Annotated in this window: 11 protein-coding genes and 1 rRNA gene; 3 read left to right on the plus strand and 9 right to left on the minus strand. The window is 54.2% G+C overall.

The annotated features are described in order from the left end of the window. Together rrf and ACI2J2_RS19580 are read left to right on the plus strand one after the other, a co-directional pair. A 5S ribosomal RNA gene (gene rrf, locus ACI2J2_RS19575) occupies positions 1-88 on the plus strand; the annotation flags it as partial. A 233-nt stretch (positions 89-321) separates the two neighbouring features. Beyond that, positions 322-1632: an MFS family transporter gene (locus tag ACI2J2_RS19580; protein ID WP_404760663.1), complete on the plus strand. Its 1311-nt coding sequence runs from the start codon at positions 322-324 to the stop codon at positions 1630-1632. A 1-nt stretch (position 1633) separates the two neighbouring features. On the opposite strand, the gene ACI2J2_RS19585 is transcribed toward ACI2J2_RS19580, so the two are convergent. The 5 genes from ACI2J2_RS19585 to trxC form a co-directional block, all read right to left on the minus strand. Continuing rightward, positions 1634-1966 (minus strand): YfiM family lipoprotein, encoded by a 333-nt coding sequence (locus ACI2J2_RS19585; RefSeq protein WP_209640406.1) that lies wholly within the window; start codon positions 1964-1966, stop codon positions 1634-1636. A 79-nt stretch (positions 1967-2045) separates the two neighbouring features. After that, positions 2046-3401, minus strand: coding sequence for a CDP-diacylglycerol--serine O-phosphatidyltransferase (pssA, locus tag ACI2J2_RS19590; RefSeq protein ID WP_265557048.1), 1356 nt, complete (start codon positions 3399-3401; stop codon positions 2046-2048). Positions 3402-3554: 153 nt separating this feature from the next. Next, the gene (locus tag ACI2J2_RS19595) at positions 3555-6203 is read right to left on the minus strand and encodes a bifunctional acetate--CoA ligase family protein/GNAT family N-acetyltransferase (RefSeq protein WP_209640400.1); all 2649 of its coding nucleotides are present in this window, start codon (positions 6201-6203) and stop codon (positions 3555-3557) included. Positions 6204-6353: 150 nt separating this feature from the next. After that, positions 6354-7058, minus strand: a complete 705-nt coding sequence (locus ACI2J2_RS19600) for a tRNA-uridine aminocarboxypropyltransferase (protein WP_404760664.1) — start codon at positions 7056-7058, stop codon at positions 6354-6356. A gap of 118 nt (positions 7059-7176) precedes the next feature. After that, positions 7177-7596 (minus strand): thioredoxin TrxC, encoded by a 420-nt coding sequence (trxC, locus tag ACI2J2_RS19605; protein ID WP_209640396.1) that lies wholly within the window; start codon positions 7594-7596, stop codon positions 7177-7179. A 208-nt stretch (positions 7597-7804) separates the two neighbouring features. On the opposite strand from trxC, the gene ACI2J2_RS19610 reads away from it, so the two are divergent. Beyond that, positions 7805-8905: a tRNA/rRNA methyltransferase gene (locus ACI2J2_RS19610; RefSeq protein ID WP_061808384.1), complete on the plus strand. Its 1101-nt coding sequence runs from the start codon at positions 7805-7807 to the stop codon at positions 8903-8905. Positions 8906-9086: 181 nt separating this feature from the next. Here ACI2J2_RS19610 and emrB read toward each other — a convergent pair whose 3' ends face one another. The 4 genes from emrB to mprA all read right to left on the minus strand — a co-directional run bounded on the left by emrB (position 9087) and on the right by mprA (position 13954). Then, a complete protein-coding gene (gene emrB, locus ACI2J2_RS19615; protein ID WP_209640393.1) occupies positions 9087-10622 on the minus strand; it encodes a multidrug efflux MFS transporter permease subunit EmrB in 1536 nt (511 codons plus the stop codon). Positions 10623-10639: 17 nt separating this feature from the next. Then, positions 10640-11812: a multidrug efflux MFS transporter periplasmic adaptor subunit EmrA gene (emrA, locus tag ACI2J2_RS19620; RefSeq protein WP_209640392.1), complete on the minus strand. Its 1173-nt coding sequence runs from the start codon at positions 11810-11812 to the stop codon at positions 10640-10642. Positions 11813-11959: 147 nt separating this feature from the next. Continuing rightward, a complete protein-coding gene (locus ACI2J2_RS19625; RefSeq protein WP_404760665.1) occupies positions 11960-13411 on the minus strand; it encodes an efflux transporter outer membrane subunit in 1452 nt (483 codons plus the stop codon). Positions 13412-13432: 21 nt separating this feature from the next. Further along, complete coding sequence (gene mprA / locus ACI2J2_RS19630; protein WP_037422292.1) at positions 13433-13954, minus strand: transcriptional repressor MprA; 522 nt, start codon at positions 13952-13954, stop codon at positions 13433-13435. Between the last annotated feature and the right edge of the window lie 46 nt (positions 13955-14000).

The following is a 14000-nucleotide window of genomic DNA, read 5'->3' on the forward strand; positions in this document are numbered from 1 at the left end:
CTGACCCCATGCCGAACTCAGAAGTGAAACGCCGTAGCGCCGATGGTAGTGTGGGGTCTCCCCATGCGAGAGTAGGACACTGCCAGGCATCAAATAAAGCAACAAGCCCTACGTGAAAGCGTAGGGCTTTTTGTTTTGTCTGCGATAAATATTTGCCTAAATTCTGATCAGTTTTTATCCCAATCTTCAATACGCATCACATAAATCACGCTATATTCTTCGCCCGCTATTTGTTTTAGTTGTTAACCATGCAATAACAATTAAGTTACATTTAATCGGCGGGATGCTGACCTACGATTTATTAGGCTCGGAGAATATAAAATGACAGAAACAACCTCGGTTATTGTGGATGGGGAGGGCGCTGATCTGGTTGTCCAAGATAAAAAGAAGCGCATTTTCGCCATTGTTGGGGCATCGTCGGGAAACCTGGTGGAATGGTTTGATTTTTACGTCTATTCCTTTTGTTCTATTTACTTTGCCGCATCTTTTTTCCCAGCAGGTAATAGCACGACCCAATTACTGCAAACCGCCGGCGTATTTGCTGCTGGTTTCTTTATGCGCCCTATCGGTGGTTGGTTATTCGGTTATATCGCCGACAAGCATGGCCGTAAAAACTCGATGTTGATTTCAGTCTGCATGATGTGTGCAGGATCGCTGGTGATCGCCTGTTTACCGACTTATGAATCCATCGGTAGCTGGGCGCCCGCACTGCTGTTGATCGCACGATTATTCCAGGGATTGTCCGTCGGCGGTGAGTACGGTACCAGTGCCACCTATATGAGTGAGGTGGCAATAAAGGGGCGACGTGGATTCTATGCTTCTTTCCAATATGTGACGCTGATTGGTGGCCAATTACTGGCGCTGCTGGTTCTGGTTGCGTTACAACAAATCCTCTCTGCTGACGAACTCAAGGCGTGGGGGTGGCGTATTCCTTTTGCCATTGGGGCCGTATTGGCCGTGGTGGCGTTGTATCTGCGTCGCTCACTGAATGAAACCTCCGATGCCAAAACGCGTAATCTTAAAGACGCCGGTTCACTGAAAGGATTGTGGAAAAACCGCAAAGCCTTCCTGATGGTACTGGGCTTTACTGCCGGTGGCTCGTTGAGCTTTTATACCTTTACCACCTACATGCAGAAGTATTTGGTTAACACCTCTGGAATGGATGCCAAGTTGGCCAGTGGCATCATGACTGCGGCGCTATTTATCTACATGCTGTTGCAACCGTTGGTCGGGGCATTATCGGACAAGATTGGCCGCCGCAGCTCAATGCTGATCTTCGCCTCGTTTGCGACCTTATTGACGGTGCCGATCCTGCTGACGTTGAAAAATGTCACTAATCCTTATGCCGCCTTCGGTCTGATTGTCCTGGCGCTGTTTATTGTGAGTTTCTATACCTCGATCAGCGGGCTGCTGAAAGCTGAAATGTTCCCGCCGGAAGTGCGGGCATTAGGGGTTGGACTATCCTACGCGGTCGCTAACGCAATGTTTGGTGGGTCAGCAGAATATGTGGCGTTGTCGCTGAAATCCTTCGGCGCGGAAAATGCCTTCTTCTGGTATGTTTCCGGCATGTGTCTACTGGCGTTGATCGTGTCACTTCGCTTGCATCGCAAAGGAAAAGAAATCCAACTGTGAATCAGCGAGTGGCGTGATACAGGCTATAACCGGTCGCGGCGCCCGCGACATCCCAGGCAAAGTCCTTCCAGCTCCAACCGGTGCCGCCTTCACGACTGTCATAGAGTTCTTTGGCGGCACCGAGCCCAATTGAGAACATCAGGCCGAAACTACGGCTACGGGCTTCACTCCAGTTTTGATGATCGCCATACGCAGCACCGGCGGCAGCAAAGGCAGCAGAAGCAACAAAATGCTGCGCTTTGTCCTTACCGGTCCAACTGTCATTGGCCAAATGGGTGCAGCCGCTGGTGAAAAGTAAAAAGGGGAGTACGGCCAGGCTGCGGAGTGGGCGCATAATGAAAACATCCTGTTGTCATGGCATATAAAAAACCCCGACATTGGCCGGGGTCTGCGATAGCTGAATTATAGCGGGATTACAGTATACGGCTAATCAATCTGTCGATGCGGATACGGCGCAGACGACGGATCAGTTTGCGCACTTTAACCGGATACTGCTGAATGCTTTGTAATTCCAGATAGTGCCCCACCACGGTGGTGTGGGTACGGATGCATTCTAACTCTTTGTGTCGCTGCTCACGTAACTCTTGCTTAGGATCGTGAATGAGAATGGCATTCTCCAGATCCAATCGCCACGCCCGCGGGTTAAGGTTATTACCGGTAATCAACTGCCATTCATCATCTACCCACATGCCTTTCAGGTGATAGCTGTTATCGCCGTCTTTCCACAAACGAACAATCAGCTGACCGGTATCGACATAACGCTGCAGGCGACTCAGAAAGCGTCGCAGGTTGATTTCATACAGGTAAGGTAACGCACCGATAATTTTGAACGGCTGATCTTCCGGAATATAGAAGTCATTCGCGGTTTTATCGCCAACAATGATTTCTACCTGTTTGCCTTCGCGCAGCAGAGAAATGATATTGCGTACCAGTAACGCCGGGAGGTTGAAGTAAGGCGTACACAGCGTCAGTTTTTGATCGGCGCAGGACATCAGATGGTGAATCGTTTTATTCAATACGCTTTGCTTGCCCAGCCCAACCAGCGGCGTTACTGCAAGCTCGTCGTTACCTGCCTTATTGCGAAACTGATAGCCGGCGCGGCGCAGGCCAAAGCGGAAAAGGCGAGTTTCGTTTTTGATCTCAGGGCTTTTCGGACGATCGTCACGATCCAATCGTTGTACTGCACCAGCGGACAATAGGTGCTGTTTGATGTAATCGATCAGAGTATTCGCCAATTCGCCGTTGGTGATCAGCTGGTAACGGTCGTAACGGTATTTCTCATGCTGATGTAAGTAAACGTCGTTGATGCTGGCACCGCTATAAATCACGGTATCGTCAATCACAAAGCCTTTCAGGTGCAACACGCCCAAGGCTTCACGGGTATTGACGGGCACGCCATATATCGGCACGGACAGCCCCGGGTGCTGGTTTGCCATGGCGCAGTACCAGTCAGCGTTTGTATTGGCAGCCGCGGCGCCGATGCGCCCACGCTGGGCACGATGCCAGTCAACCAGAATGCAAATCTCCAATTCCGGGCATCGCTGCTTCGCCTGATAAAGGGCATTGAGGATATCGCGTCCGGCGTCGTCGTGCTCCAGATACAAAGCGACCAGATAAATGCGTTTGGTAGCGTGAGCGATTAAGTCCAGCAGCGTAGCGCGGTAATCAGACGGTGTGTACAAGGTACGTACATCAGCTACCGTCTGAGGGAATTTGGGCAGTTGTGCAAGGTGTTGTTGATGTTTGCTACGTTTAAATTTTGACAACATCACAGTGCGCTTCTTCTCTCATGATTAGATGGCCTGAACGCCAAATACGGAAAAACAATAAATCGAATAATCGGGCGATAATACCACTAGTTGCCCCGATTGTGCGTATGTTTTGGCGTTAAGTGGTGGATTCGTAGCGCATTGCGACATAGGTCACTGCGCATCCTCCGCTTGCAACGGCAGGGTCAAATTGACGATGCCATCCTCAAGTTGCACATCGATGCTAAAGCCCAGTCGCTGTGCCAGCCCGATCATTCCGCGGTTGTTTGGCATGGTGATCCCGGTCAGACGGGCCAGCCCGTGGGCGCGAGCATAGGCGATCATTTTCTCAAGCAGTTGGCGCCCCAAACCGAGTCCTTTCAGATCGGACCGTACCAATACGGCGAACTCCGCATCGATATTGTCTGGGTCGGACAGGGCGCGCGTGACACCAATGATATGTTCATCGCGCACGGCAACAAAAGCCATCTCCCGATCGTAGTCGATCTGCGTCATGTTAGCCAAATCGTCATGGGTAAACTCGTTGATCTCGCTGAAGTAGCGATAATAGAGATCTTCTTTGGTCACACGATCGATAAAGTGTTTCAACGCCGGTTCATCCTCCGGCAAGATCGGCCTGAACAGACAGTGTGAACCGTCTTTCAATTCGATGGTTTCTTCCAGCTCGTGTGGATAAGGACGAATGGCCAGACGTGCCTGTGGATCGCCGGTAAAGGGCGCAAGTTGCATGGAGACATCGAGAAGGGTGAACTCGCTGCCGGAGGCCAATACCGGGTGGATGTCCAGCCGAGTAATTTCCGGGCAATCGAGGATCAGGTTGGACACCTGCACCAACAAGCGACTCAACCCTGGAATATCCAGCGGTCTCAGGGCACTGCGTCCGCGGATTTTGCCCCCTTTCACGGCCTGCAACACCAGATAGCGTGCCAGTGCCATATTTAATGGGGGGAGAGCTACAGAAACCTGATTTTCCTGCCGCCATTCAATCCCGCCCTCGCCAAGCATAATCAGTGGGCCAAAAATGGCATCTTGTTCTACAGCAATGCGCAGTTCCTGTGCCCCGGCGCGGTTGGCCATACTCTGTACCAACAGGCCGTGAATGCGGGCCTGCGGATAGGTGCGCTTCACGCGATCGAGAATGGCTTCTGCAGCCCGCTGTACTTCGGTCGCGGTGCGTAAGTAAAGCATGACGCCCTGAACTTCAGACTTATGGGGAATATCGGGTGAACGCAGTTTGAGCGCTACCGGGTAACCAATCTGTTCGGCAATATGCACTGCCTCGGCGCTGTCTTCGGCAATCCAGGTGGGTAAGGTTGTCAGATCATAGGCTTGCAGAATCGATTGTACTTCGTGGGTATCAAGCTGCGTTGCGCCTTCAGACAACGCCTGTTGAATCAGCCGGTGAGCATCTGCGGTATTGGCCGTCAGGCCTATTGGCAATGCCGGGGTCTCTTTTAGCTGTTTCTGATTACGGCGATATTCCACCATGTGCATAAATGCGGTTACCGCACCTTCCGGGGTACGGTAGGTTGGAATACCGGCTTCGGTAAATAGCCGCCGGGCTTCCTGCGACGAATACTCACCACACCAGTTGGTAAGGAGTGTCATTCGTTTGCCGCGGGGGTGTTGGCGAATGGCTTCAATAATGCGTTCAGCGGTGATCGTACCTGGAGCCGCAGCGCTTGGCGCGTGGATCAGCAGTAAAGCGTCGTAGTCATGGCTGTCGAGCAGTGTTTTCACCGCAGCCAAATAACGTTGCGGTGTTGCGTCGTCGCGCAGGTCAATCGGGTTACCGGCAGGGATAAATTCGGGTAGCGCGTCGGTAAGCTGCGCCAGGGTCTCGTCTCCCAACAGTGCCAGCTTACCGTTGCGCCCCAATAATTCATCCAATGCCATCGCAGCAGGTGCGGCCCCGTTACTGACAATCATCAGCCGTTCTCCGCGCAGCGGGTGCATATGGCTCAGGGTTTCTACCGCGGAGAACAGCTCATGGGTATCCTGCACGCGCAATAACCCGGCACGTTGAATGGCCGCATCGTAGGCGGCATCTAACCCTTGCTGGCTGTTGAGCAATAACTGGGCTTGCTGGCTGCGACCACTTTTGACGACCAGAATCGGCTTGTTGCGGGAAGCACTGCGGGATGCAGATAAAAAGCGACGTGCATCGCTGATGTTTTCCAGATACAGCAAGATAGCGCTGGTTTTACTATCGCGAGCCAGAAAGTCCAGCAGGTCGTCGACGTCAATATCCAGGCTGTCGCCCAGCGCAATAAAATAGGAAAAACCGACTTCGCGCTGCTGTGCCCAGTCGAGGATAGTATTGGCCACTGCGGCGGACTGGGAAATGAACGCCAGCTTGCCCTTGAGGATCGGGACCGGCGAGAAACTGGCATTGATACCTTGCCAAGGGGCCAGCAGACCCAGACTGTTTGGTCCTAGCAGGCGCATTGAATAACGCTGCGCATAAGCCTTTAACTCGGCGAACTGCTCTGGAGGAGAAGAGAGAACAATGGCGGTTTTGCATCCGCGCTCACCCAGAGCCTGAATTAGTACGAGGTTGCGTCGTGCATGGGTGCAAAGTATTGCCAGATCGGGGCTGATAGGCAGGCTGGCAACGTCCGGGTACGCCATTACCCCGCAGACGGCCTTGTAGCTTGGCGTGACGGGCATTACGGGCCCGTTGAATCCCCCCGCCAACAGGTTGCTCATCATCAGATTGCCGGCACGGCCAGGTTGTTGTGAAGCGCCGAGAACGGCAATCGATTTGGGACGTAAAAGCGCTTCTAACCCTCGCTGGCTCATGCACGACTCCTTGATGTCCTTCAAAATAACAGGGGGCGTTGGCTGCCGTTGCTGACTTGGCTGCTTTGTAAACTAAACGTCCTGGGGCATGTTCAGTTGTCAGCGGCCTGCATTTCGAATTATTGGCTATAGCTACGTTACTGCCTGATTCTAGACGTTTTGAGACGGCTTTGCTGTGACCGGTGCCTCCGGGCGCGTAGGTTTCCCTGCCAGATACTGTTGGCGGAAATAGCGAAAATGCTCGGCCAGCCCGTCTGCGGCGGCCGCATCACCGGCCTGTTGCAGCAGGGCAGTCGCGACTTCTGCCGTGCAGTGTTGCTCAGTACGGCTGGCTTCGCGCAGTTGGTAGTTCGACGCGGCGGTCACGTTGAGTGAGAACACCGGGAACTGATTGAGGTACGGGCTTTTACGGAACATTTTGCTCGCCTCGGTCCAGGTACCGTCCAGCATAATAAACAGCGGCGGTTTGCCACCGGCAGGCAGTTCGCTGAATACCGGGCGTTCAGGCGCGACATAAGACGCGGGAAACACCACATAAGGCTGGCGCCCGGGATCGTTAATGGCCGTCAACAGGGCTGGGTCAACCTCGGTGCGCGACCAAAGGAACGCCTGCGTTTCTGGCAGTATATCGGCGATCAAGCGGCCGGTATTGCTCGGCTTCAACGGCTCTGCACCAAACATGATTAAGCAGAAACGGCTGGTGGCGGGCTGTGGCTGAATAGTGTCGCACAGGCAGTTTTTTTGCGGCAGCAGGCAACCCTGACAACGCGATATGCGGTTGCCGCGCGCCAGAAAGGGGCGAGTAGAGCGTTCCAGGCGAAACTGGCGCAGGCGAAGTACGGCGTTGTCGGTCATAAGTATTCCGGCGAAAACCGCCATTGTAACGCAGAAAAAAGCCCGACGGGAGCGTTCGGGCTGGATTGCGTCACGGCGATGTCATCCACAATGGGCAACACCGCCTATACTTTCTGCGTTAAACTAGTTCATTGAGCCAGTTATCAAATGGCGCCTTTGGCATGGCGCCGTTGAGCATGTCGACCATTTTTCCTTTACGGAATAGCATGATGGTCGGAATGCTGCGGATGCGGAAGCGAGCGCTCAATTCTGGCTCTGCCTCGGTGTTCACTTTTACGAAGCGAACTTTGCCCGCGCGTTCTTCGGCAACGTCTTCGAAGATCGGCGCAAAATTGACGCAAGGGCCGCACCACGGTGCCCAAAAGTCGACCACGACCGGCAGATCATCCTGCAGCAGCGGGTCCAGTGTCGCGGCGGTGGCATTGATCACCTCACCGTCAAATAGCGCATGGCCGCAGCGGCCGCATTTCGCACCGTCAGCCACGCGTTCTTCAGGGACGCGGTTGGTGGCATTACAAGCTGGACAGACTGTATTCATGATGACCTCGGATACTGAGAAAGCATGACAAACCGCATTCGGGTTGCGGATATGTTTCTTTAATGCTGCTTATTATCGTTAAAAGTGCGGCAAGGAACAAAGAGGTTTGTTCAATGAATACGATAGTTGTTAGCTTTTAGCGCAAGTAGGTGGCTTAGCACCCCAACATCAGGTAATCTTCGCGCCCTGCGCGTTGGTGGAGAAGAAAATGAACGATTCATTTAGTGGCAAGAACGGTAAAGTTAAAGTGATGTACGTCCGCAGCGACGATGACAGCAGCAGCGACGACCGTAACAAGAATAAGCGTCCGGCCGGCAAAGGCCGTCCGGCAGACGGTGCGCGCTCTTCGGGCCGTACCGGTCAGGACAAACCACGTGGCAACAATGATCGCCGTGGCTCTGGTACTGATTCCCGCCGCAGTGAAAGCGATCGTCCTCGCCGTCCAGCGCGTACTGAAGACCGTGGCGGTTATGATTCGCCATGGAAAACCGTGTCACGTGGCCCGGAAGAAGAGCCGGCGTTCGATCACGGCGGTATCAGCGGTAAAAGCTTTATCGATCCGGAGCAGCTGCGTCGTCAACGTGCGGAAGAAACCCGTGTTTACGGTGAGAACGCCTGCCAGGCCCTGTTTGCCAGCCGCCCAGACGCCATCGTCCGTGCGTGGTTCGTGCAGTCGGTCACGCCACGTTTTCGTGAAGCCCTGCGTTGGATGGCGGCGAACCGTAAAGCCTATCACGTCGTAGATGAAGAAGAGCTGGCTAAAGCGTCCGGCACTGAACACCATGGCGGCGTGTGCTTCCTGATCAAAAAGCGTCAGGGGCTGGATGCGCAAACCTATTTGAAAGAAGCACCGGCGAAAGATTGCGTGCTGGCATTGGAAGAAGTGGGCAACCCGCATAACCTGGGGGCTATCGTCCGTTCTTGCGCTCACTTTGGCGTTAACGGCGTGTTGCTGCAGGATCCTGCGTTGCTGGAGTCTGGTGCTGCGGTGCGTACGGCAGAGGGTGGGGCAGAGCACATCAAAGCGATTAGCGCTGATGACTTCCTGTCGGTGCTGGATACCTTCCGCAAAGCGGGTTATGCCATTGTGACCACCTCGAGCCACAAAGGTACCCCACTGGCGCAGGCTAAACTGCCGGCCAAAATGGTACTGGTACTGGGGCAAGAGCGTGACGGTCTGAGCGACAGCGCCTGGCAACAGGGGGATATGAACGTGTCTATCGGCGGTACCGGCAAGGTAGAAAGCCTGAACGTATCGGTCGCGACCGGTATTTTGCTGGCTGACTGGTGGCGTCAAAACCAGGCCTAATATACCCGTCGCCTTTCAAGCTGCAGCGTTGTTAGCTGCACTAACTCACCCCAGTGACTGACTAGAGTAAGCGCCTGGGGATGAGTGAGTGGGTCGCCTAGCTGCAACTTGAAATTCATAGGGTATACATAATGTTATAAAAAAACGGGCGCCCTGGGGCGCCCGTTTTGCTTTCTACTGTTTAGTGAGCGCCGCCGCCCCCGCCGCCAGAACTGAATGGCGGTTTCGCCACCCACACCAGTACCAGCAGGATCAGGAACACCCCAGCAGCCAACCAGAAAATCTCGTTGGCAGAGATGATCAACCCTTGCGCGGTGATCTCGTTGGCAATATAGGCCGACGCCTGCTGCTTGCTCATACCGATCTGTTCCAACTGTCGATACATTTCCTGCGACTGCGGACTGTATGGATTCACAAACTCCGTCAGCTGCGCGTGATGTTGCGATTCGCGCTGGGTCCACAGCGTGGTGGTGATCGACGTACCGATCGACCCCGCCAACGTACGGGTAAAGTTCGACAGGCTCGATGCCGCTGCCATACGTTCCGGCGGCAAGCCGGACAGCGTGATGGTGGTTAACGGCATAAAGAAGCAGGCGATGGCAAAGCCCTGGACAAACTGCGGCCAGGCCGAGGCACCAAAGTCCATTCCCGGCTCAAACGTATAAGCACGCCAGTAAAAGCACACGGCATACATAATGAAGCTAAAGGTCACCAGCCTGCGCATATCGAGTCGGTTGCCGAATTTACCGATGATCGGTGACAGCAATACCGGTATCAACCCGATCGGTGCCGAAGCCAATCCTGCCCAGGTGGCGGTATAGCCATACACCTCCTGTAGCAGCTGCGGCAACAGGACGATAGCGCCGAAGTAGAGCATGTAGGCCAGACTGATGCACAGACAGCCGATGGTAAAGTTGCGTGACTTGAACAGCGACAAGTCTACCACCGGGTGGTCGTCCGTCAGTTCCCAGACCACCAGGAACAGCAGCGCCACCACCGCCACCACCGTCAGCACAATAATCTCGGTCGAGTTGAACCAGTCCAGCTCCTTACCCTGATCGAGCATCACCTGCAGCGAACCAATGCCGACAATCAGCAGCACCAGGCCAACGGTATCGATCGGTTTGATCTCGGTCTTGGTTTCTCTGCCGCGCAACGTCGACAGGGCCGCCATGATCACGAAACCGCCAATCGGAATGTTGATGAAGAAGATCCAGCCCCAGTGATAGTTATCACTGATATAACCCCCGAGGATAGGCCCGAATATTGGCGCGACGATCACCGTCATCGACCAGAGCGCCAGGGCCATCGCTCGCTTGGCGGGCGGATAGTTGTTCAGCAACAGGCTTTGTGACAGCGGGATCAATGGCCCTGCGACCACCCCCTGGATCACGCGGAAGAAGATCAGCATGCCCAGGCTGTTGGAAATGCCACACAGCCAGGAAGCGAGCACGAACAATGCGGTGGACCAAAGGAACAACCGCACTTCACCGACGCGCTTTGCCAGCCAGCCGGTGATCGGGATGGAAATGGCGTTTGCCACGCCAAACGAGGTGATCACCCAGGTGCCCTGCGAGTTGGAAGACCCGAGGTTACCCGCAATTGTTGGGATCGCCACGTTGGCAATGGTAGAGTCCAGCACCTGCATAAAGGTCGCCATGGCGAGCGCGACCGTCATCCAGGCGAGCTGAGCGCCTTCAAGCGGTTTCTGTGCCAAGGTAGCCTCCCGCGCGCTTAGCCGGCATTCGCATGGATCACGTCAGCGATCATCTGGTTAACGGGTGCCAGATTCAACGCCAGTGCGTCGGTCTGGTACAGCGGTTTGTCTCGCACCACATCAGACAGCACGCGGCCATCCAGATTGGTGGTATCGACTTTTACCAGTGTGGATAAGCCAATGCGTAACGGATGATCGGCGATTTGTTTTGCGTCCAGCTCAATACGCACTGGCAGACGCTGAACCACTTTGATCCAGTTACCGGTAGCATTTTGTGCAGGCAGCAGCGAGAAGGCGCTACCGGTGCCCATATCGATACCGACGACTTTGCCGTTATACACCACATCGTCACCGTAAATATCACTGACTACGGTAGCCGACTGCCCAATACGCATATTGGCAATTTGGGTTTCTTTAAAGTTGGCATCAACCCAGATGTGATCGGCTGGCACCACGGCCATTAGCGGGGAGCCGGCGGCGATTTGCGCGCCAACCTGTACGCTACGACGGGACACATAGCCGGTGATCGGGCTGATGATTTGAGTACGTTGCAATGCCAGCCAAGCGTCGCGTACTTGCGCGGCGGACTGTTGGATCGCGGGCTGCTGTTCCAGTGGGGTATTGAGCACCATCGCCTGATTGGCGTTGTATTGCTGTACGGCCACTTCTAACGCGGCCTTGGCACTGTCGACCGCATCACGTGCATGTTGCAGTTCTTCACGGCCAATGGCGTCAACGCTACCCAGCACCACACGGCGCTTTAAATCACTCTCAGCTTTGCTCAAGTCAGATTTGCGCAGGGCAATATTGGCCTGATATTGCTTACTGTTAATGATGAGCTGGTGGGTTTGACGCACGCTGTTAGCCAAGCCGGTTTTGGCGCGTTCAAGCGCTTGCTCGGCATCGGTTGGATCGAGCGTGACCAGTACATCACCCTGTTTTACGTAATCTGTATTGTCGAAGTTGACGCGGTTAACGCTACCGTTCACCTGGGCCATGATCTGCACCTGGTTACCGGACACATAGGCGTCGTCCGTTTCCTGATGATGACGCAGCACCAGGAACCAATACACTAAATATGCCACCCCAATAACAACAAAAATAACCGTTAGCAACAGCAGCCAGAATTTACGCTGCTTCTTCTTACCGACCGGTTGCTGCGGGTTTTGAGTTTCCGCGCTTACACTCATGGTGTTCTCCAAGCTCTCTTTACCCTTCAGACTGAAGCGGCATCGGTATTGGCTCTGCTCACTCGCCCGATGCACTTACAGGAGTAAGTTCATGGGGCTCGTTTCCTTGCCGTCTCGATGCCGCGCCAATTATTTTGGGTCGTTTTATTATGCTTTTGAATCCGCTACGGCCGGAGCTTGATAGCCACCGCCCAGCGCACGGATCAGTCCTATCTTCGCCTGCAACAAGTTGCTGCTGGCATTCAGTTCCGCCTGCTGCTGCTGCAAGAGCTGCGTTTGGCTGGTTAACAACTGGTCGCGCCCGATAATCCCTGCCTGGTATCGAGCGTTAGCGACGTGGTACACCTGCTGCATCGATTGGGACGCGGATGCCGCCTGCAGCTGCTGTTGCGCAGTGCTTTGTTGGACGGTGATGGCATCAGCAGTTTCCTGCACGGCATTCAGGATAGTTTGGTTATAGGACTCGACGGCCTGGTCATACAGTGCAGACTCCTCACCCAGCTTGCTGCGCAGTGCGCCGGCGTGGAAGATCGGTAATGAAATCGCCGGCACCACATTCCAGGCTTGGCTGGCCGCTTCAAACAGGTTCGGGCTGGTGCCACTGGTATTGGTCGTGGTCAGGCCGGCAAAGGCTGAAATGGTTAGGCTAGGGTAAAATTCCTTACGTGCGGCGCTGACGCGTTGGCTGTAGGACTCCACCAACTGGCGCTGTGCGGCGATGTCCGGGCGTTTACCCAGCAAATCGGCAGTGAGCTCACCTTTTGGCGCCATCAAATTACTGGCAGGCAACGCGACTGGACGCAGGTGCTGCATCGCATTCGGGCCCTGGCCAGCCAGTGCGGCCAATTGGTGTCTAAGTTGTTCAATTTGCGACTGCAGTTGAAGGATCTGCTGTTTGGCGCCGTCAGCTTGTGCCTGGGTTTGTTGTGGAACATCAACACCCGTAATGCCGGCTTTATATTGCTGCTGGCGCAGGTCTGCCAGGCGTTGGTTGTTATCCACTTCCTGTTGCAGCAGTTTTTCCAGTGCAAAATTGCTTTGAAGCTGGTAATACGCCGAGGCCACGGAACTGGTCAGCGTCAGTGCCGCCTGTTCCTGTTCGGCGCGTGCCGCATCAACCTGTGCCTTGGCGGCGTTAACCTGATTGCGGTATTTGCCCCACCAGTCAAACTCATAAGCCAGATTCAGGCCCAAAGAGTTAGAGGTTTCATAGATCGGTTGGTGCGGGTAGCCCAGCCCCAGGTTAACGTTCTGTGGAATTTTCTGGCGGTTGCTGCTGGCGTTCAGATCCAGATTGGGGCCATTGGCGGCACTGGCTTCGCCTACGACACTTTGTGCTTCGCGCACGCGACCCGCCGCTTGTCTCAGCGTCGGCGAGCTTTGCAGCGTCTGGGTCATCAGGCTATCGAGCTGCGGGTCATTAAGCGAACGCCACCATTGCGGGCTGACATTCAGCGAACTGACTTTTGGCTGTGACAGTTGCAGGCTCTGCGGATCCATCAGGGTGGATTGCGGGGCAATATTATCGGTAGATGCACACCCGGCCAGCAGCAATACAGCGAACAGCGGGGTGAATCTCCAGTTAAATGGGGATCGCATAGTATGTTACCTGAACAGAAGTTATTGGGATAACTGTCCTGAAACTTCCATCTGGTCCAGACGCGTTAACAGTTTGCGCGTCAGCTTTTCAAGCTGCTGCTGTTCGTCATCGTTCAGCGTGGACCACAGGAAATGCAGACATTTGTGCTGCGGTGGCAGCAACTGGTTGAGAAATTCCTCTCCCTGCGGCGTCATGTGCAAATGCAGGCAACGACGATCATTGTCACTTTCACGGCGCTCAATCCAACCGCGCTTTTCTAACTCATCGGCAATACGTGTGGCATTAGTACGCGACGAACCTAGGGCAGAGCTTAGCTCAGAAGGCTGAATGCTGTGACTTTCCTGTGCATCCAGAGTAATCAGCGCCATAAACAATGTTTCGTTAATCCCTTGTGCTTTGAGCATTTTATTGCGGTTTTCCAGCAGCTTACTTTGCATGTGCATGCACAGCCGGGTCAGCAATATCTCCTGATAAGGGAAATCTTTCTGACGTTTTGCGCGGAAATTAAGCATTTGTTCAATGGGAGTAAACGAGCTTTCCATAATTTGGGGCCTCATTAATTTCGTTCGAGATAGTAACGATAGTGAT

This window comes from Serratia sp. NPDC087055, assembly GCF_044900985.1.
Lineage (GTDB): Bacteria > Pseudomonadota > Gammaproteobacteria > Enterobacterales > Enterobacteriaceae > Serratia.